This is a genomic window from Tenacibaculum sp. TB-56 (assembly GCF_059716275.2).
This window is the reverse complement of record NZ_CM201367.1, coordinates 65,141-86,061: the sequence shown is the minus strand read 5'-3', so window position 1 is coordinate 86,061 and position 20,921 is coordinate 65,141. Positions and strand designations below refer to the sequence as shown.

The following is a 20,921-nucleotide window of genomic DNA, read 5'->3' as shown; positions in this document are numbered from 1 at the left end:
TCTTGTAAAAAGCAAGAAATGAAGAAAGATATCAAAGCTCCAGTTGCTGAAAAACAGCCGACAAAGTTAGAGAAACATGGAGATGTACGTACTGATGATTATTTTTGGATGCGTTTAACCGATGAGCAAAAAAATGCTGAGGTTAAAGATGAGCAAACTCAAAAAGTATACGATTACCTAAACGCAGAGAATACTTATTATAATGAAATGACGAAAGAAACGAAAGAGTTTCAAGAAGAGTTGTTTCAAGAAATGAAGGCACGTATAAAAGAAGATGACGAGTCTGTTCCGTATAAAAAAGATGGGTATTTTTATATTACGCGTTACGAAAAAGGACAACAGTACCCAATTCATAGCCGTAAAAAAGAAACTTTAGAGGCTGAAGAAGAAATCATGTTCAATGTAAATGATGAAGCTAAAGGATATGATTATTTTCAGTTAGGAGGATTGAATGTATCTCCAGATAATAAAATGATAGCTTTTGCTACAGATACAGTAAGCCGTCGTCAGTATTTTATCAGAATAAAAAATCTTGAAACAGGAGATATTTATAAAGATATCATCGAAAACACGACTGGAGGTTCTGTATGGGCAAACGATAATAAAACGTTGTTTTATGCTAAAAAAGATCCTGTAACCTTACGTTCTTCAAAAATTTACAAACATACGTTGGGTTCTGACGCATCTTTAGATGAATTAGTATATGAGGAAAAAGATGATACCTTTGGAGCTTTTGTCACCAAGTCAAAATCTAAGGATTATATCATAATAGGTTCGTATAGTACAGTTTCTACAGAGTACCACGTATTAGATGCTAATAACCCTGATGGAGAATTACGTATTATTCAACCTCGTGAGCGAGATTTAGAATATGACGTAGCACATTATGGAGATCATTTTTACATCAAAACAAATAAAGATGGAGCGACTAACTTTAAGTTAATGAAAACTCCTGTAGATAAACCAGGAAAAGAAAACTGGGTAGATGTAATTCCTCATAGAGATGATACTTTATTTGAAGATTTTTCAATTTTTAAAGATTATTTAGTTTTAGAGGAAAGAAATGATGGATTGAATAAAATACGTATTAAACGATGGGATGGAACAGAAGATTACTACTTACCTTTTGATGAAGAAACGTATTCAGCAGGTGTATATGGAAATCCTGAATTCGATACAGAGGTAATTCGTTATTCTTATAATTCAATGACAACTCCAAGTTCTGTGATTGATTTCAACATGAAAGACAAATCAAAAGAAATTAAAAAAGAACAAGAAGTTTTAGGAGGAAAGTTTGATAAGAACAATTATGTAAGCAAGCGTATTTGGGTACCTGCTCGTGATGGTAAAAAAGTAGCGTTATCAATTGTACACCATAAAGATACCAAGCTTGATAAAAACACGCCAATTTTACAATATGCATATGGTTCTTACGGATATACAATTAATGACGGATTCTCAACAACACGTTTAAGTTTATTAGATCGTGGATTTGTATATGCATTAGCGCATATTAGAGGAAGTCAGTATTTAGGACGTGAATGGTACGAAGATGGTAAAATGTTGAACAAGAAAAACACCTTTACCGATTTTATCGATTGTTCTAAATATTTAATAGATAATGGTTATACATCACCAGAGCATTTGTATGCTATGGGAGGTTCTGCTGGAGGTTTATTAATGGGAGCTGTTATAAACATGAATCCAGAGTTATATAATGGAATAATTGCTGCAGTACCGTTTGTAGATGTAATTTCTACCATGTTAGATGATAGTATTCCATTAACAACAGGTGAGTATGATGAGTGGGGGAATCCTAACAATAAAGAATATTACGATTATATCAAATCGTATTCTCCATACGATCAAGTTGAAGCAAAGGCATATCCAAATATGTTAGTAACTACTGGTTTACATGATAGTCAAGTACAATACTGGGAGCCAGCAAAATGGGTAGCTAAACTACGTGAGTTAAAAACGGATAATAATTTATTATTCTTACATACAAACATGGAAGCAGGTCACGGAGGAGCATCTGGAAGGTTTGATGCTTTAAAAGAAACTGCAGAAGAATACACGTTCTTTTTAATGTTAGAAGGTAAGTTAAAAAAATAATTATATTTTTGCGCTCTATTGAGTGTAAGTGTCATTGCGAAAGCAACGAACAATCTCAACAGATTTTTCGTGTCCGTTTTTCGTAATGACACTTTTTCTTATTTATAAAACATAATGAAAAGACATCAAGGTATTACCAATTCAATAATAGATTTAGTAGGTCAAACCCCCATGATTCAACTGCATCGAATTACCCAAGATTTACCAGGTACGTACTATGCAAAAGTTGAAGCTTTTAATCCAGGACACTCTGCTAAAGATCGAATTGCATTGTATATCATAGAAACAGCTGAAGAAAAAGGAATTGTAAAAGAAGGAGATATTATTGTTGAAACGACTTCTGGAAATACAGGTTTTTCCTTAGCGATGATTAGTATTGTAAAAGGATATCGCTGTATTTTAGCAGTAAGTGATAAATCTTCTCAAGACAAAATAGACATGTTAAAGTCTATGGGAGCAGAAGTACATGTTTGTCCTGCAAATGTTACTCCTGACGATCCTCGTTCGTATTACGAAGTAGCTAAAAGATTGCATAGAGAAAATCCAGGGTCTATTTATATCAATCAGTATTTTAACGAATTAAATATTGAAGCACATTATAAGAGTACGGGACCAGAAATTTGGGAACAAACCGAAGGAAAAGTAACACATGTAGTGGCTGCTAGTGGAACAGGAGGTACGATTTCTGGAACAGCACGCTATTTAAAAGAACAGAATCCTGATATTCAAATTTTAGGAGTTGATGCTATGGGGTCTGTGATTAAAAAATACCACGAAACTGGTGAGTTTGACGCCAATGAAATCAGCCCTTATAAAATTGAAGGATTAGGTAAGAACTTAATTCCTACCTCTACAGATTTTGATGTAATAGATGTATACGAAAAAGTATCAGACAAAGAAGCAGCTTTAAAAGCGAGAGAATTAGTAAAAGCTGAAGGAATTTTTGCTGGATATACTTCAGGAGCAGCCTTACAAGCTACACAACAATACGCAGATAACGGTTTTTTTGATGAAAATAGTGTAGTGGTAGTAATTTTACCAGATCATGGTTCTCGTTATATGAATAAAATTTATTCGAATAACTGGATGAAAGAGCAGGGGTTTTTATAGAAGGCACTTATTTACTCTAGTAGTCCTTAGGAAGGGTTTCCTTTAATTGACAATTTAGCAAACTGGGGAATTAACTATAGACAATCGATGTGTGAGGAGAAATTATAGATTGATAGACGTGAGAATTACTAATTTAATTAAATAATAAAGGAAAGAGGTATAGTTGTTGTGTTTTATTTTTCAATTAACTTTTTTAATAAGTCAGATACTTCTTTGTAATTAGTCAAATTATCTAGAACATATCTATCCTCGCTAAAACTAATTCCTCTTCCAGCAAGTAATGGTCCTATTTTTCCTAATATAATATATCCAGTATCATTTCCATTATTTTCATATATAACTTCTTTAATATCTTTAAAGTTCTTCTGTTTTATAAGATTCCCATTTTTTAGAAACATAATTCTTTTATTACTTATTAAGTATTTGACTCCATTAGTATTGTTATATCTGGTATAAATAGCTTTTACCATATAACCTAAACCTATGGCTCCTAAAATCAGAAAACCTATATGTTTAGTAAATCCAATTCCAAATGATATTATCAGAAATAATAATCCAAAAATAATTTTAAAAAGATCATTTGAGTGTAACATCATTCCTTTTTTAGGTAGAACCTCTAATTCGATATTTTCATCAGTATTTAGGATAAACTCAAAACTCATGGCTTATAAATTGTATTTTACACAAAGCATAATATAAGAATAAGATTACGTTTTAATAGATTATAGCCAGTCTTTATTTTTCTGTACAAAGATATTTTCGGCTATTTGATTTAAATAATCGTAGCCCCAAAAACTAGCCATTTTATATTTCTCTGTATCAGATTCCTTAAAAGACTTGATTATTTTATAACCTTTCATTAAATTCCATTCTGTATTATTAGCACCATAAGAGTCAATCAAAATTTTAGGCTCAATATTTACCTTTTCTAAATTAAGGTTTCCTAAAATCCCATTTGAATTTTCTGTTATTGTTTTGATATGTGCATGTCCCTGATCTAAAATTTTTAAATTCCTCAAATCTTCAATTTTAGGTGTTGAATTTTCATTCCAGTCTAAAAGGCCAATGATAATTTCTTTTGTTAATTTTAAATCAGCAGGAGGTATATCAATTACAATTCCAACAGCAAAAGATTCATTCGATAGTTTTGTAATCCAATAGTCTCCTGGAGTTATTTTTTTATTTGATTTAGGAATAAATGGGTAAGTCATTTTAGATAGGCTATAAAGTTGAAGAATTAAATAGAACTATTCATACAACAAATACTGCTCACGTACTTTTTTAAAGTCATTTAAACCTTGTTGCCAACTTGCTTTAATTTCTTCTTCAGAAAGCCCTTGTTCAATTTGTTCTTGTAGTTTGGTAGTACCTGCTAGTTTGGTAAAAAAAGTATTAAAAAAGTCTTTTTTAGGAGACTGCTCGCACGCTTTTTTCAACCAGCTAAGGTCTAAGTTAGCTAAACGGTTGTGAGTGCTTAAATCTTCTCCAAAACACACTTCTCCTTTATATTTTGGGTGTTTGGCTCCCTCATTCGATTGCGGAGTAAAACTAAAACCAGTTTTTTCTAAATATGGCGAACCGTAAATTTGAAATTGTTTTTCAGTTCCTCTTCCAGCAGATACATTGGTTCCTTCAAAAAAACATAAACTAGGGTATAAGTTTATTGAAACATCGTTCGGTAAATTAGGCGATGGTTTTATCGGTAAACTATACTGTGATTGATGTGTGTAATTTTCTAAAGTAATCACTGTTAAATCACATTTCACTCCATTAGCTAACCATTTTTCGCCGTTAATCATTTGTCCGTATTCACCAATTGTCATTCCGTAAACTACAGGAACAGGGTGCATCCCCACAAAACTTGTATGTTCAGGCTCTAACATAGGTCCGTCAATATAATGTCCGTTCGGATTTGGTCTATCCAATAAAATCACAGGAATATTTGCCTCGGCACAAGCTTCCATCACATAATGTAAGGTAGAAATATAGGTATAAAAACGAGCACCCACATCTTGAATATCAAAAACAACAACATCAATTCCGTTTAATTGTTCGAGTGAAGGTTTTTTGTTTTTTCCGTATAAAGAAATAATCGGAATTCCTGTTTTTATATCTTTTCCATCAGCTATGGCTTCACCAGCATCAGCTTTTCCTCTAAAACCGTGCTCAGGAGCAAATACTTTTTGCACGTTAATTCCTTCGTAATTATGTAAATAATCTACTAAGTGATGTTGTACCATTTTAGACCCCATGATATTTGGAGCAACTTCTGCTCTTTGTAACACTTGTAAAACCGAGGTTTGATTGGCTACAATGGCAATATTTTTATTTTTTAAAAGAGGAAGGTAGGCTGTGGTTCTGTCAGCACCCGTTTTAATAGTTTTTGGTTCTTCTTGTTTTGCGACTTCTTTAATGGGTGATTTTTTTTGCGGTTGCGCACAAGAAGTAAGTTGAAAACTGAATACTAAAAAAAGGAAAAAAACGGAATTAAAAGAAAACTTCATCTATAAAAAATTAAAAGATAAAGGTACAGATTTCTGTTTTTTAAGAATAATAAAAGTTAAAGAATTAAAACCTAGGTATTCTTCTCTTTCTTTCCGTAAGAATTAGTTACTTTTGGTTTTGTAAAAAAGAAAACATTTGAATTTCGAACTATTTATAGCAAAACGAATCATTGCTGGAAAACAGTATAAAAGCAGTATTTCATCACCTATCATTACCATTGCAACCATTGCTATAGCACTAGGAGTGGCAATTATGCTGATTGCGGTATCAATAACCTCAGGTTTTCAGAATAAGGTACGCGATAAAATGACCGGATTTAAAGGTCATATTCAAATTGTAAATTATGATAATAACAATTCGGATGTTTCTACTGTTCCGATTGATATTAATCAAGAGTTTTATCCAGAGTTTAAAAATATTGATGGAATAAAAAAAGTGCAACCTTTTGCCAATGTGGGAGGAATCATAAGAACTCCATCCGATTTTGAAGGAATAATATTGAAAGGAGTTTCAGCCGATTATGATTTTACTTTTTTCAAAGAATGTTTGGTTGAAGGTCGCTTGCCTAACTTCAATCAAGAAAGAAATAGAGAAATTTTAATTTCAGAATCAATCGCTAATCGATTAAACTTTAAACTAAACGACACGATTCAAACATGGTTTGGTGCGGAAAATAGCCAAGTAAAATTCAAAAGAAGAAAACCCGTAATTGTTGGAATTTACAATACAGGTTTTGAGCAGTTTGATAAAATCATGGTGTTGGGTGATTTAAGAGAAGTGCAACAGATTATTCGTTGGGAGGAAAATCAAGTAGGAGGTTTTGAGGTGCTGATTGATGATTATGATGAGTTAAGACAAAAAGGAGACGAAGTATATTCAAGTATAGGAGCAACCTTAAACAGTATTACTATTGTTGATCATTATCCTGCAATTTTTGAATGGTTAAAGTTATTAGATAACAACGTATGGTTTATTATCGGAATTATGGTGTTAGTTGCAGGAATAAACATGGTAACAGCCTTGTTGGTTCTTATCTTAGAACGTGTACAAATGGTTGGGATTTTAAAAGCCTTAGGAAGTGTAAATTGGAGTATAAGAAAAATATTTTTATACAATGCTTCGTATTTAATTTTAAAAGGATTGTTCTGGGGAAATCTTATCGGATTGAGTCTTCTTTTAATTCAGAAATATACGAAGCTAATAAGTCTAGATCCTGAAACTTATTATGTATCAACAATGCCTGTAGATATTAATTTCTTAGCAATTTTATTGTTAAATATAGGTACGCTAGCATTATGCTTTTTAATGTTGATTGTACCTTCGTATATCATAACCAAAATCCGCCCTTCAAAATCCATTCGATTTGCTTAGTTTTGCATAACAATTACAAGATTATGAAGTACGCAAAAAATATATTAGAAACTATTGGTAACACACCTTTAGTTCAATTAAACTCTGTAACAAAAGAAGTTGATGCTTTGGTGTTAGCTAAAGTAGAAACGTTTAATCCAGGAAACTCTGTAAAAGACCGTATGGCATTAAAAATGATTGAAGATGCCGAAGCAGATGGTCGTTTAAAGCCAGGAGGTACTATTATTGAAGGTACTTCAGGAAATACAGGGATGGGATTAGCATTAGCAGCTATTGTAAAAGGGTACAAATGTATTTTTGTAATCTCAGATAAGCAATCTAAAGAGAAAATGGATATTCTACGTGCAGTAGGAGCAGAGGTAGTTGTTTGTCCTACGAATGTAGAACCAGATGATCCTCGTTCATACTATTCGGTTTCTAAGCGTTTAGGAGAAGAAACTCCTAATTCTTGGTACGTAAATCAATATGACAATCCATCGAATGCGCAAGCGCATTACGAGCAAACAGGACCAGAAATTTGGGAGCAAACTGATGGTAAAATCACACATTTTGTTGTTGGAGTAGGAACAGGAGGAACAGTTTCAGGTACTGCTAAGTTTTTAAAAGAAAAGAATCCAAATATTAAAATCTGGGGAGTAGATACATACGGATCAGTATTCAAAAAATATCACGAAACAGGTATTTTTGATGAAAATGAAATCTATCCTTACATTACTGAAGGAATTGGAGAAGATATTTTACCTAAGAACGTTGATTTTTCTTTAATTGATGGGTTTACAAAAGTAACCGACAAAGATGCGGCTGTTTATACACGTAAGATAGCGAAAGAAGAAGGTATTTTTGTTGGAAATTCAGCAGGTTCAGCCATAAAAGGATTGTTACAGTTAAAAGACGAGTTTAAACCAGATGATGTAGTAGTTGTGTTGTTTCACGATCATGGAAGTCGTTATGTTGGTAAGATGTTTAATGACGATTGGATGCGTGATAGAGGTTTCTTAGAAGAAGAAATCACGACTGCAGAAGATTTAATTAAAGATCATATTGAGAAACCGTTAGTAACTGTTCAAACAGAAGAATTGGTTGCACACGCAATTGAGAGAATGCGTAGTTTTAAAATATCTCAAATTCCTGTAAGAGATGCAAGCGGATTTGTAGGTTCTGTTGATGAATCTGCTTTGTTACATAGTTATTTAGAAGATAAAAATGTAGCCGACAAGCCTATTAAAGAGGTTATGGGGAAAGCATATCCTATAGTTAAAAAATCGGCTTCAATAGAAGATGTGTCTAAATTAATAGACAAAGATAGTCAAGCTGTATTGGTTGATTTAGAAAATGGGAAGTATCACATTGTCACTAAATACGACATTATCAGAGCAATATAAGTTGTAAAGTATTATAAAATCAAAAAGCCCACTCAATTAAGTGGGCTTTTTTGTTAATCAACTAATTCAAATAATTTACACAATGAAAACAATGTTACTTGTTTACATAAATATTGTTTCCAATATCTGTGCCAAAATTAAAAAGAAAAAACGCACGGTAGTGCGTTTTTTAAATATTTGACATTTTTTTAACATTGAAACGTTAAAAAGTTAAGGATTATTTAAAGTAAAAATTAGCTTGCGTGCTTGTGTGCTTTGTACGAAGAACGTACTAGAGCCCCGCTTTCTACGTACATAAAGCCCATTTCTAAACCTAAAGTTTCGTATTTCTTAAATTGTTCTGGTGTTATGAATTCCTTAACAGGTAAGTGTTTTTTACTAGGTTGTAAATATTGACCGATAGTAATAACATCTAGCCCAACACCACGTAAATCTTTCATAGTTTGAATTACTTCTTCTTCAGTTTCTCCTAAACCAAGCATAATTCCAGATTTAGTACGCATACCGTTATCTTTTAAGTATTTTAAAACACCTAAACTACGGTCGTATTTTGCTTGAATACGAACTTCACGTGTTAAACGACGTACCGTTTCCATGTTGTGAGAAACTACTTCAGGAGCTACTTCAATAATACGGTCTATTAATTTTTCATTTCCTTGAAAGTCAGGAATCAAAGTTTCTAAAGTAGTATTTGGGTTTGCTCTACGGATTGCCTGTACAGTCTCAGCCCAAATAATAGAACCTCCATCTTTCAAATCATCACGATCAACAGAAGTAATTACAGCATGCTTAATATCCATTAACTTGATAGAGCGCGCAACTTTTTCTGGTTCATCCCATTCAACAGTATCTGGTCTTCCTGTTTTTACACCACAAAATCCACAAGAACGCGTACAAGTATTTCCTAAAATCATAAAGGTAGCAGTACCTTCTCCCCAGCATTCACCCATGTTAGGGCAGCTTCCACTGGTACAAATTGTATTCAGTTTATATTTATCAACTAAACCTCTTAGTTCGGTATATTTTTTACCAACAGGTAATTTTACACGTAACCATTTTGGTTTTTTTGTTCTTTCTGGTGCTACTATAGATTCGTTTGCCATTCCATAAAAAATTGAACTGCAAATTTACAAAGAAAAGATTTATAAACTAAGCAAAAACCAAATACTAAACCCAATAAGAAAAGCAATGCCAACTAAGCTTAAAATACGCAAGCCTATTTCTGGTCGGTGCTTTTCAGGTGTATGCTTTCCTGTTATTAAAATGTAGTTTAAAATTGCGTAAAAAGGTGCTGTTAAAAACGATAAAACAGTGGCGATTCTTACAAGAAAAACCATATCACTTAAAAAATAGCGAAGGATTATATACGTGCCAATTGTTAAAAGTATGATCCAAAACCAGTAGTTTAGTTTTATTCTTTTTGAAAAAAGTAATGAAGACGATTTTTCCATCGCTCTTGGTGAAGCATCTAAGGTGGTAATAGTGGTGCTAAGCATAGTTGTAAATGCAGCAGCAGCTATAAATATTCCTGAGAATTCACCAAGGTTTTCAGTGTATAAATTAATAAGTAGTGAAGCAAAAGTAGCTCCTTTGCTAGAGAAAGACTCTCCTGATTGATACATTACTAAAGCGCCTAACATCACAAAACAAACCCCTAAAAATAAGGCTCCTATATATCCTATATTAAAATCAAAAATAGCTTGTTTAGGTTTAATCTTTTCAAAAGTAATTTTATCTTTTTCAACCGACCATAATGAATGCCAAATTGAAATATCTAACGGAGCAGGCATCCACCCTAAAAAGGCAATTAAAAAAGTTACTTGTGCTGTTCCGCTAGGAATAATTTGTTGAAAGCTGAATCCTTTTTCAGTTTTAAATAAGGCTATAGTTACAGCAACAATGGTGCTTACAGTTAAAATGGCTATGATATACTTCATTAAATTGTCTAAAAAAGTATACTTACCAACTCCTAAAAAAAGAATACTAACTAGCATAATAGCTAATGACCATGCAACCAAATCGTGTGAAAAATCAAAGAGATTAGCAGCCAAACTAGCAGTAACAATCGTTACTGCAGCTTGAATGGTAAACATGGTAGCAAAATTTAAAATATAGTAACTTATTAAAACGCCTTTGCCTAGTTTTTTGTAACCATCTAACAGCGTTTCTCCGGTTGCAGCGGCATAGCGTGGCCAATTGAAAAAAAGGATATTTAAAAATATGAACTAGGAGAAGTGCCCAAAGTAAACCAAAGCCAAAATCGGCACCAGCTCTGGTAGATTGTACTAAGTGCGAAACACCAATGGCAGCTCCAGCAAATAATAATCCAGGGCCTAATAAACTTAAGAGGGATTTTTTCATAAGAAAAGAGAAGGTTTAAAAGTTTAGATAATCACTATTTCTTAGTTTTTTTAAAATAGCGCTTACATGCTCTTTTCTTCCTCTTTTTAATCGAAGCTCTTTATATAATTCTTTTTTGTATACGTTTTTTGCGTTTGCATGAAACTGTAAAATCATAAGTTTTTGATTTTAATGTTCTTGCAATTTATGATTTCTTTATTATTTCAGCTAATAATTTTTTTGCACGCAATAATTTAACTTTAACATTGTTAATAGGTTCGTTAATTTGCTCAGAAATTTCTTTATAACTCAATTCCTGAAAATAACGAAGATTGATAACTTCTTGATATTTTGGCTTCAGTTTTTTGATATCTTTTAGAAGCTTGGCTAAGTTTTGTTCCGTAATAATTTTATCTTCTGGTGAGGGCGCGTCATCAACAACAGCATACACCTCTTTTTCTTGTTCTTCGGTAGTTTGTGTGTAAATAGAAGACTTTTTTTTCCGAAGAAAATCGATATATACATTTTTGGAAATGGTAATCAGCCAAGTTTTAAATTGATAATCTTCATCAAAAGTTTCAATTCTATCAAAAGCTTTAGAAAAAGTTTGAATGGTAATATCTTCAGCATCATTATCATTCTGAGTTTGTTTTAATTGAAAAGCGTATACGTTTCCCCAAAAAGTGTCTAACAAATAATTAAAAGCTATTTGATTTCCTTTTTTTGCTTGCTGAATATTGTGAAGTACTTTCTCTTGATTTATTTCCAATGTTTTGGTTTCGAAATTTGATTTGATATAAATATACTAATTTGTACTAATACGAAACAAATATCTAAGAAAGGCAGTAATAGAATTACGTTTTTTTCTTGAAGTTTTGAAGCCGCTTTTCCTAAAGCTACATATTGTAAAATGAAATATCCTATTACAACTGGCAAGGCAATTACCCAATTAATTACCGCGATGTAAATAGCTAAAATGTAGAATACTACTTTAGAAATTTTGAATAAACGGAGTAAAAATTGATGTTTGGTTTTGTATAATGAATTTAGGATGGTTTCTTTTTTCTGAAGAGAAATCCATTCTTTAAAAGTTATTTTTTTTCTAGCGCTAACAAAACTGTTTACATTAGTAGTGTAGGTTGTATTGGTTTTGGTAGCAGCATCTTTTATGAATAAATCGGCTTCACCAATAAAAAGATTTACGTGATTGATGTATCCGTTAACTCTAAAAAACTCACTTTTTGTGTAAGCTAGATTATGGTTTGTAGCTTTGTACGGATTTCCAAATTTGGTAAAAGTAAAAGCTTGAATGCTGTTTAATAAATGATGAAATCGTATAAATAGATTACTGAACGAATTCTTTTTACGTTTTAACTTTTGATGCCCAATAACTATTGATTTTTCTTGTGAAAAATTACTCGACATTTCACTAATCCAGTCTTCAGATAAAATTTTACTACTTATTTCGGTAAACAATAGGTGTTCGTGTGTAGCAGCTTTCACACCAAGAGTAAGTGCATACTTTTTGTTTCCCCAAAAAGCCTCCGTATTTTTTACATCTACAATTTTTAAGTTAGCGTGCTTTTTTTGTAGTTTTTCTAAGATATCTAAGGTATTATCTGTAGAAGCGTTGTTAACAAGAACAATTTCAAAATTGTGGTATTTCTGTTTAACCAAATGTTGAATGTATTCAGTTAAAACATCACCATTGTTTTTTGTATATACAATTACTGAAATAGGGATATTTACATCTTTGTTTTTTTCTTCACTTTTCTCAAAAGCAAAAGAACAGAAGAACAAATAATACACTACTTGTATAGCCGTAGCTACCACAAAAGTGTAGAACAGTATAGTAAATACCATAAAAATAAAAAGGTTAGTTGAGTAAGACTGTTAGTTGTGTTGAGGCTCGCTACAAGTATCGAACTGGTCTGGGGTTTTACCACAAAATCCGCAAGCTTCACCACTTTCGTTTAACATTGGATTTTGACTAGCACAAGTACCAGCAAACTCTCCGTCTTTTTTTGCCCAAATTTTAATGGCAATTCCAGCAAATGCTAACGCTAATAATCCTATGGTAACAAAAATTAATTTCATCTGTTCGTTTTTAATTGTTTCTCAATGGTCAGATGTAACCTTATATGTTTAAAATACTTATTTTAAACCTACAGGTTTCATGATGTATTGTTTTGTATTGCAAAGATACGAACTTCCTGTTTCTCCTGTATGAATTTAAAAGAGATTTATACAAGTGAAATTAAAACAGAGGAGGAGTATTTCTAATATTTCCTTATTGAATAATATTCACTTCTATTTCAAGGTTAATATCAAATTTGTCTTTAATGGTATTTTGAATGTTTTGTGCTAACTCGTAAATCTCTTTTCCTGTTGCTCCACCATAATTAACCAATACCAAAGCCTGTTTTTCGTGAACACCATAGTCACCAAAACGTTTTCCTTTAAATCCGCTTTGTTCAATTAGCCAACCCGCAGGAACCTTAATTTCAGTATCAGAAACTACATAACTAGGAATATTTGGAAATGCTGTTTTAAGTTTTTCAAAATGTTCTTTTGAAATTATAGGATTTTTAAAGAAACTACCGCTATTACCAATTTCCTTCGGATCTGGTAATTTTGATTGACGAATAGCAATAACAGCGTCAGAAATATCTTTAATAGTTGGATTTGTAATATCTTTTGAAGCTAATTCAGCTTCGATTGCTCCGTAAGAAGTATTGAGTTTGTGGTTGTTTTTTGTCAGTTGAAAACTAACAGAAGTCAATACATACTTTCCTTTCGCTTCGTTTTTAAAGATAGAATTACGGTATCCAAACTGGCACTCTTCCGCAGAAAAAGAAACTAGTTTTCCTGTTTCAATTTCAATAGCTTCAACTTTTGATATGGTATCTTTTACTTCAACACCGTAAGCCCCAATATTTTGAATAGGGCAAGTTCCTACATTACCAGGAATTAATGATAAGTTTTCTAAACCGCCATAACCTTGAGAAACACACCATAAGACAAACTCATGCCAGTTTTCGCCAGCATTTACGGTTAGGTGAATGTTGTTATGATTTTCTCTATCGATAGAAATTCCTTTGATATCAATATGTACAACTAAGGTGTCAATATCTTTGGTAAGTAACATGTTACTACCACCAGAAATTAAAAAAATGTCTTTTTCTTCTTTTAAAAGTTGTTGTAGCTGATATACAGAGGTGACAGAAACAAAACGTTTGGCATTAACATTAATACCAAACGTGTTGTACTCTTTTAAAGGTATGTTTTCTTGAATATTCAATTAGCTATTGTATTTTTCTAAAGCAATTTTTAATATTTCAACCGAACGTTTTAAATCGGCTTTGTTTAACACATAGGCAATACGCACCTGGTTTTTTCCTTCACCTTCGGTAGAATAGAATCCACTTGCAGGAGCAACCATTACCGTTTCGTTGTTATCGTTGAAGCTTTCTAAAATCCACTGAGCAAAATCGTCGCTATCTTTTACTGGTAATTCAGCAACACAGTAAAATGCTCCTTTAGGATTCGCAACTTTTACTCCGTCTATTTTTTGTAATTCTGTAATTAAGGTATTTCTACGATCTTCGTATTCTTCAATTACTTCATCAAAATAACTTTGAGGAGTTTCTAAAGCAGCTTCACTAGCAATTAAAGCATACGTTGGTGGACTTAAACGTGCTTGCGCAAATTTAAGAGCAGTATTAATGAATTCTTCGTTTTTAGAAACGATACAACCAATTCTAGCACCACACATACTATAACGCTTCGAAACAGAATCGATCATAATAGCGTTTTGCTCTAATCCTTCTAAAGACATTACCGAATTGTGTTTTTCTCCGTCATAAGTAAACTCACGGTACACTTCATCAGCAATTAAAAATAAATCGTGTTTTAATACAATTTGTTTTAATTTTTCAATTTCTTCTTGACTGTATAAATAACCTGTAGGATTACCTGGGTTACAGATTAAGATTGCTTTGGTTTTAGGAGTAATTAATTTCTCAAAATCTTCAATTGCAGGTAACGCAAAGTTATCTTCAATTTTAGAAATTACAGGAACAACTTTTACACCTGAAGCAGTAGAGAATCCATTATAATTAGCATAAAAAGGCTCAGGAATAATGATTTCATCTCCTGGATCTGTAATACTACCAATGGTAAATAATAAAGCTTCTGAACCACCTGTAGTCGCAATAATGTTATTAGCTGCTACATGAATATCATTGTTAGCATAGTAATTAGCTAATTTTGTTCTGTATTCTTCTGAACCTTCAGATCTAGCGTACGATAATACTTCAATTGTATTGTTTTTTACCGCATCTAAAGCAACTTGTGGAGTTTTGATGTCTGGTTGCCCAATGTTTAAGTGATAAACTTTTGTTCCGTTCTTTTTAGCAGCCTCTGCAAAAGGAACCAATTTACGTATTGGTGATTGAGGCATTGCATTTCCTTTACTAGAAATTGATGGCATTTTTAATTAAATTAGTCGTTTGAGTGGCAAATTTGCGAAATATATTTGATAAAATAAGAGTGTTCTTAAGGAAAAAGTGGGTTAAAAAAATCATAAAAACCAAAAAAAATGAGTAGAAGATTGTATCTTTAAGTACAGAACCTTAAAACAAGTTCTCTTGACTAAACTACTACTACATACGTTAGCACTATTTTTTAGTGTGTCTATTTTTGCACAGCAAAATTTTAAATTTTTTGGAAGTAATACAGATAAACAATCGGTTAATTTTCAATTAATAAACAACCTTATTGTTATTCCCTTAGAAATTAACGGACATCAATTGTCGTTTATTTTAGACACAGGGGTGAGAAAAACAATTTTATTCAATCTCACGTCAAAAGACAGTGTTGGGTTAAATGAAATAGAAAGAGTATTTATTCGTGGTTTAGGTGTTGGTGAACCTGTAGAAGCTTTAAGGTCTAAAAATAATACGTTCAGAATTAAAAATATTAAAAGTTCAAATGAAGAATTATACGTTATTTTAAAAGATGCTTTTGATATTTCTGCCAAAATGGGAACTACAATTCATGGTATAATAGGTTATGATTTATTGAAAGATGTTATTGTAAAAATAAATTATAACAATAAAAGAATTGATTTTTACAACCCGAAAACTTACAAAAAGTCAATTTGTAGAAGTTGTGAAAGTTTCCCTTTACAATTTTACCGAAACAAACCTTATATAGATACTCATGTGCAGTTAAATTCTAATTCAAGCACGATGATACCTGTAAAGTTGTTGATTGATACAGGTGGAAGCGATGCAATTTGGTTGTTTGAAGGAACGAAAGAAGAGTTACAAACTCCTGAAAAATTTTTTAAAGATATTATTGGTGAAGGTTTTAGCGGAACGATTTATGGAAATAGAAGTAGAATACAAAAAATAACAATAGGTAAATTTGAAATTGAAGAGCCGACAGCGTCTTTTTTAGATTCCTCTTCAACATTTAACGCTCGGCAATTTAAAGAACGAAACGGAAGTATTGGAGGTGCTATTTTAAAACGATTTAAAGTTTGGATTGATTACCCTAACGAGAGAATTATTTTAAAGAAAAATGCTTCTTTAAAAGCAGGTTTTTACTATAATATGAGTGGTTTGCATATTGCTTATGACGGACAAGAATTAATAAAAGAACAAAAACCTGTTAAATTTACGGATAGTTATAATCCAACCAATCAAACTCAGAAAAACAATGTAATATCGTTTGTTAGTAGCTATTTTTATCAGTTTAAGCCAAAGTATAAAATAGATAAAATTGTAGAAAATTCTCCTGCAGACAAAGCAGGACTTAAAGTAGACGATGTTATAAAAAAGATTAACGGTAAAGCAGCACACGAATATCAACTAAATGGAATTATTGAAATGTTTCATACCAAACCTGGGAGAAAAATTAGAATAGAAGTTGAAAGAGCAGGAGTGAAGCTAAAGTTTGAATTTAAATTAGAACAGCGTATATAAAATATAAAAATCTCAACTTGTTAAAGTTGAGATTTTTATATTTTATAAAGTGTAGTTTTTAGCTATCACTCACAGTACTTTTTTCTTTCGAAGGTGTTGCATCTTTTGCGATAAATCCTTTTATCTTAATCATTTTTCTACTTTTCTTAGCGTTAGAAATAATGGTAATGGCTTTAGAAAAACCTCCTGGTCTTTTGGTGTCGTAAGAAACTTCAATTTCTCCTTTTTCTCCTGGCATGATTGGTTTTTCAGGCTTTTGAGGTACTGTACACCCACAAGTAGAAATAATATCTTTTATAATTAAAGGAGCATCTCCTACGTTAGTGAACTCAAATACACGTTTTCCTTCAGACCCAAGAGCTATTTTTCCGTAGTCGATTGTTTCAGTTTCAAATTTAAATTCTTGAGCGCTTACTGTTAACGTAATAAAGAAAACAGCGACAAATGATAAAATTGTTTTCATAATGTTAAAATTAATTTTAGAGGTATAAACCAGTACAAATTTAGTATTATTTATTTAAGTTCTTAAAAAAACAACTTCTAATTTTCTGTACCTCATAGATAGTTGTATTTTTGCTTATCAATTTTCAAAAATAATGCCAAAAGCTAATTTTATTAGCAAATAAGCAAAACAAGATATTTTAATACATATGAATATTCCATCAAAATACAATTCTAAAGAAGTAGAAGGTAAGTGGTACGATTACTGGATGAAACACAACTATTTTCATTCTGAAGTAGATGAAAGAGAACCATACACAATAGTAATACCTCCACCAAACGTCACAGGAGTGTTGCACATGGGGCATATGTTAAATAATACCATTCAAGATGTATTAATTCGTAGAGCTCGTTTACAAGGAAAAAATGCATGTTGGGTTCCAGGTACTGATCATGCTTCGATTGCGACTGAGGCTAAAGTAGTAGCGAAGTTAAAAGAGCAAGGAATAGATAAAAACGATTTAACTCGTGAAGAGTTCCTAGAGCATGCTTGGGAATGGAAACATGAGTATGGAGGAATTATCCTTGATCAATTAAAAAAGTTAGGAGCTTCTTGTGATTGGGAACGTACTGCATTTACGATGGATCCTGCATTGTCAGAATCAGTAATTAAAGTATTTGTAGATTTATATAACAAAGGATTAATTTACCGCGGATACCGTATGGTAAATTGGGATCCTGAGGCAAAAACTACACTTTCTGATGAAGAAGTTATTTATGAAGAGCGTCAAGGAAATTTATATTATTTACAATATGATATTGTTGGTTCTGATGAAAAAGTAACTATTGCAACTACGCGTCCTGAAACTATTTTAGGAGATACAGCTATTTGTATCAATCCTAATGATGAGCGCTTTACGCATTTAAAAGGAAAGAAAGCTATTGTTCCTCTTTGTAATAGAGAAATTCCAATTATTGAAGATGAATATGTAGATGTAGAATTTGGTACAGGTTGTTTAAAAGTAACGCCTGCACATGATGAAAATGATAAGGTTTTAGGAGATAAGCACAATTTAGAAGTAATTGATATTTTTAATGAAGATGCTAGCTTAAATTCTTTCGGATTGCATTACGAAGGAAAAGACCGTTTTGTAGTTCGTAAAGAAATTACAAAAGAACTAGAAGAGAAGGGTTACTTAGTTAAAACTGAAGTTCATATAAATAAAGTAGGAACTTCAGAAAGAACGAAAGCTGTAATAGAACCAAGATTATCAGATCAATGGTTCTTAAAAATGGAAGAGTTAGTAAAGCCAGCTATCGAAGCTGTTTTAGGTGAAGATAGAGAGGTGAAGCTGTTTCCAAGAAAATTTGAAAATACATACCGTCACTGGATGGAAAACATCCGTGACTGGAATATTTCACGTCAGTTATGGTGGGGTCAGCAAATTCCTGCTTTTTACTTTGGAGACGGGAAAGAGGATTTCGTAGTTGCTGAGAATATTGAGGATGCAGTTAAATTAGCTCAAGAAAAAACAGGAAACTCTTCGTTATCAGTGTCTGATTTAAAACAAGATCCTGACGCGTTAGATACCTGGTTTTCTTCTTGGTTATGGCCAATGAGTGTTTTTGACGGAATTCGCAATCCTGAGAATGAAGAAATCAAGTATTACTACCCAACTAATGATTTAGTAACGGGTCCAGATATTTTATTCTTTTGGGTAGCTCGTATGATTATTGCAGGATATGAGTATAAAGATGCGCGTCCGTTTGAAAATGTATATTTAACAGGTTTAGTACGTGATAAGCAACGTAGAAAAATGAGTAAATCCTTAGGGAACTCACCTGATGCTTTAAAGTTAATTGAAGATTTTGGAGCTGATGGGGTACGTGTCGGGTTGTTATTAAGCTCTGCTGCAGGAAACGATTTATTATTTGACGAAGATTTATGTCAACAAGGAAAAGGGTTTGCAAATAAAATATGGAACACCTTCCGCTTAATCAAAGGGTGGGAAGTTGATGAAAACTTAGCTCAACCAGAAACAGCTAAAATAGGATTAGCTTGGTATGAGGCTAAGTTTAATAAAGTAGTATTAGAAATTGAAGATCACTTTAGTAAGTATCGTTTATCAGATGCATTGATGGCTATTTACAAATTAATTACTGATGATTTTTCGTCTTGGTTATTAGAAATTGTAAAACCAGGGTACCAACAACCGATAGATGCTAAAACATACAAAGCTGTAATAGAGGTATTAGAAAACAACTTAAAAGTATTACACCCTTTTATGCCTTTCTTAACAGAGGAAATCTGGCAACACATCACAGAAAGAACTCCAGAAGATGCGCTAATTATTGCTAAATATCCTGCAATTGGAGAAGTGAATGATGAATTGATTACCAATTTTGAATTTATGACCGATGTGGTTTCAGGAATTAGAACGATTAGAAAAGATAAAAATATTTCGTTTAAAGACGCTGTTGAATTAGCTGTTGTAAATAACGAAAGCTATACTAAAGATTTTGATGCGGTAATTCAAAAGTTAACCAATGCTTCTCAAATTACTTATGTATCAGATAAAGTTGAAGGAGCTGCTTCATTCCGTGTGAAGTCAAATGAATATTTTGTTCCAATTTCATTAGATACAATTGATGTAGAAGCTGAAATTAAAAAACTAAATGCAGAATTAAAACGAGCAGAAGGTTTCTTAACAGGAATTCAAAAGAAATTATCTAACGAACGTTTTGTAAGTAATGCACCTGAGCAGGTAATTACATTAGAACGTAAAAAAGAATCGGATACCTTAGCTAAAATTGAAACGATTAAAGCGAGTTTAGCTTCGTTACAATAGATTAACAATTTAGAATAATAAAAAAATCCGCTGTTTACAAACAGCGGATTTTTTATTGTAGTTAGTTTATACTGAGTTTAGTTTTTGTCAACCGCGTCTCCAGAACCTAAAGAGTTACTATCTATTAGGGTTGGATTTCCTTTGTAGTAAATATTTCCAGATCCAACGACAGTTGCTTTAATTTTATTTTTAACTGAAACTAGCACATCACCTGATCCTGCAATACTAGCTTTTAAAGAATTAGTGTCTAATTCGTACGCTTTCACATCTCCTGAACCTCCAATTGAACATTTTAAATAGTCAGTTTTCCCTTTTAATTTAATATTTCCAGAGCCTCCAATTGACGTCTTAACAGTGTTGGCATCTACATTGGCTACAATATTTCCAGAACCTCCAAGGGCGAAATCTACTTCATCAGCTTTAATACGCTTTTTGGTAATTATATTTCCTGAACCACCCAAAGAAACAGATTCAAGGTTTTCAAAAGGAACTGTAATTGTTAATTTCTTAGTCATGCGAATATTGGTGTTGTCTTTAAAACCAAGGTGAAGTTTTCCATTTTTAACTTCAGTTTCAACATATTTTAAAACATTTTCTTCTCCTTCAATTGTTAATTCACCTTCAACACCATCAACTAAATAAACATCGAATGAACCTCCTAGACTTACTTTGTCAAAAGAACCGACATTTCGTGTTTCTGTAGTAACTTTTCCGTTTCCTCTTACTTTTTTAGTATTCCACCAACTTTGTGCTTGAGATTGTAAGCTGAAAGTAAGGGTAAGTAAGATAATTGCTAATTTTTTCATAATGATATAATT

The 20,921-nt window shown here is 32.2% G+C and carries 18 protein-coding genes and 1 pseudogene; 6 read left to right on the top strand and 13 right to left on the bottom strand.

The features are described from left to right. Positions 1–18: 18 nt before the first annotated feature. A complete protein-coding gene (locus tag AC3VI6_RS00395) occupies positions 19–2,115 on the top strand; it encodes a S9 family peptidase (RefSeq protein ID WP_497704755.1) in 2,097 nt (698 codons plus the stop codon). Positions 2,116–2,229: 114 nt separating this feature from the next. Continuing rightward, positions 2,230–3,225, top strand: coding sequence for a cysteate synthase (capA, locus tag AC3VI6_RS00390; RefSeq protein WP_497704754.1), 996 nt, complete (start codon positions 2,230–2,232; stop codon positions 3,223–3,225). A 173-nt stretch (positions 3,226–3,398) separates the two neighbouring features. Here the strand turns inward: capA and AC3VI6_RS00385 are convergent, their stop codons facing one another. Genes AC3VI6_RS00385 through AC3VI6_RS00375 form a run of 3 tightly spaced genes read right to left on the bottom strand, consistent with a single transcriptional unit; the run spans position 3,399 to position 5,729 of the window. Then, complete coding sequence (locus tag AC3VI6_RS00385) at positions 3,399–3,887, bottom strand: hypothetical protein (RefSeq protein ID WP_497704753.1); 489 nt, start codon at positions 3,885–3,887, stop codon at positions 3,399–3,401. A 60-nt stretch (positions 3,888–3,947) separates the two neighbouring features. Beyond that, positions 3,948–4,436, bottom strand: coding sequence for a hypothetical protein (locus tag AC3VI6_RS00380; RefSeq protein ID WP_497704752.1), 489 nt, complete (start codon positions 4,434–4,436; stop codon positions 3,948–3,950). 36 nt (positions 4,437–4,472) lie between these two features. Beyond that, positions 4,473–5,729, bottom strand: a complete 1,257-nt coding sequence (locus tag AC3VI6_RS00375; protein WP_497704751.1) for an exo-beta-N-acetylmuramidase NamZ family protein — start codon at positions 5,727–5,729, stop codon at positions 4,473–4,475. A 136-nt stretch (positions 5,730–5,865) separates the two neighbouring features. On the opposite strand from AC3VI6_RS00375, the gene AC3VI6_RS00370 reads away from it, so the two are divergent. Continuing rightward, positions 5,866–7,101 (top strand): ABC transporter permease, encoded by a 1,236-nt coding sequence (locus AC3VI6_RS00370; protein ID WP_497704750.1) that lies wholly within the window; start codon positions 5,866–5,868, stop codon positions 7,099–7,101. Between the two features lie 23 nt (positions 7,102–7,124). After that, positions 7,125–8,483: a pyridoxal-phosphate dependent enzyme gene (locus tag AC3VI6_RS00365; protein WP_497704749.1), complete on the top strand. Its 1,359-nt coding sequence runs from the start codon at positions 7,125–7,127 to the stop codon at positions 8,481–8,483. Between the two features lie 233 nt (positions 8,484–8,716). On the opposite strand, the gene lipA is transcribed toward AC3VI6_RS00365, so the two are convergent. From lipA to AC3VI6_RS00325, 8 genes and pseudogenes are all read right to left on the bottom strand, one after another. Next, positions 8,717–9,586: a lipoyl synthase gene (gene lipA, locus AC3VI6_RS00360; RefSeq protein WP_274634163.1), complete on the bottom strand. Its 870-nt coding sequence runs from the start codon at positions 9,584–9,586 to the stop codon at positions 8,717–8,719. A gap of 39 nt (positions 9,587–9,625) precedes the next feature. Continuing rightward, a pseudogene (locus AC3VI6_RS00355) lies at positions 9,626–10,844 on the bottom strand (Nramp family divalent metal transporter). Between the two features lie 15 nt (positions 10,845–10,859). After that, positions 10,860–11,000, bottom strand: a complete 141-nt coding sequence (locus AC3VI6_RS00350; RefSeq protein WP_408035974.1) for a hypothetical protein — start codon at positions 10,998–11,000, stop codon at positions 10,860–10,862. 28 nt (positions 11,001–11,028) lie between these two features. Next, positions 11,029–11,592 (bottom strand): RNA polymerase sigma factor, encoded by a 564-nt coding sequence (locus AC3VI6_RS00345; RefSeq protein ID WP_028892534.1) that lies wholly within the window; start codon positions 11,590–11,592, stop codon positions 11,029–11,031. After that, a complete protein-coding gene (locus AC3VI6_RS00340) occupies positions 11,583–12,686 on the bottom strand; it encodes a glycosyltransferase (protein ID WP_435255069.1) in 1,104 nt (367 codons plus the stop codon). The genes AC3VI6_RS00345 and AC3VI6_RS00340 overlap by 10 nt, the downstream gene beginning before the upstream one ends. Before the next feature lie 30 nt (positions 12,687–12,716). After that, on the bottom strand, positions 12,717–12,920 hold the full coding sequence (locus AC3VI6_RS00335; RefSeq protein WP_028892532.1) for a hypothetical protein: 204 nt from the start codon (positions 12,918–12,920) through the stop codon (positions 12,717–12,719). Positions 12,921–13,113: 193 nt separating this feature from the next. Further along, positions 13,114–14,124 (bottom strand): UDP-N-acetylmuramate dehydrogenase, encoded by a 1,011-nt coding sequence (gene murB, locus AC3VI6_RS00330; protein WP_497704748.1) that lies wholly within the window; start codon positions 14,122–14,124, stop codon positions 13,114–13,116. Continuing rightward, positions 14,125–15,315 (bottom strand): pyridoxal phosphate-dependent aminotransferase, encoded by a 1,191-nt coding sequence (locus tag AC3VI6_RS00325; protein ID WP_497704747.1) that lies wholly within the window; start codon positions 15,313–15,315, stop codon positions 14,125–14,127. Between the two features lie 157 nt (positions 15,316–15,472). Here AC3VI6_RS00325 and AC3VI6_RS00320 point away from each other — a divergent pair, with 157 nt between their 5' ends. Beyond that, a complete protein-coding gene (locus AC3VI6_RS00320) occupies positions 15,473–16,813 on the top strand; it encodes a retropepsin-like aspartic protease (protein WP_497704746.1) in 1,341 nt (446 codons plus the stop codon). A 58-nt stretch (positions 16,814–16,871) separates the two neighbouring features. Here AC3VI6_RS00320 and AC3VI6_RS00315 read toward each other — a convergent pair whose 3' ends face one another. Further along, on the bottom strand, positions 16,872–17,276 hold the full coding sequence (locus tag AC3VI6_RS00315; RefSeq protein WP_435255065.1) for a DUF1573 domain-containing protein: 405 nt from the start codon (positions 17,274–17,276) through the stop codon (positions 16,872–16,874). A 187-nt stretch (positions 17,277–17,463) separates the two neighbouring features. On the opposite strand from AC3VI6_RS00315, the gene AC3VI6_RS00310 reads away from it, so the two are divergent. Beyond that, the gene (locus tag AC3VI6_RS00310) at positions 17,464–20,103 is read left to right on the top strand and encodes a valine--tRNA ligase (RefSeq protein WP_497704745.1); all 2,640 of its coding nucleotides are present in this window, start codon (positions 17,464–17,466) and stop codon (positions 20,101–20,103) included. Between the two features lie 77 nt (positions 20,104–20,180). On the opposite strand, the gene AC3VI6_RS00305 is transcribed toward AC3VI6_RS00310, so the two are convergent. Then, positions 20,181–20,909 (bottom strand): head GIN domain-containing protein, encoded by a 729-nt coding sequence (locus tag AC3VI6_RS00305; protein ID WP_497704744.1) that lies wholly within the window; start codon positions 20,907–20,909, stop codon positions 20,181–20,183. Positions 20,910–20,921 lie beyond the last annotated feature (12 nt).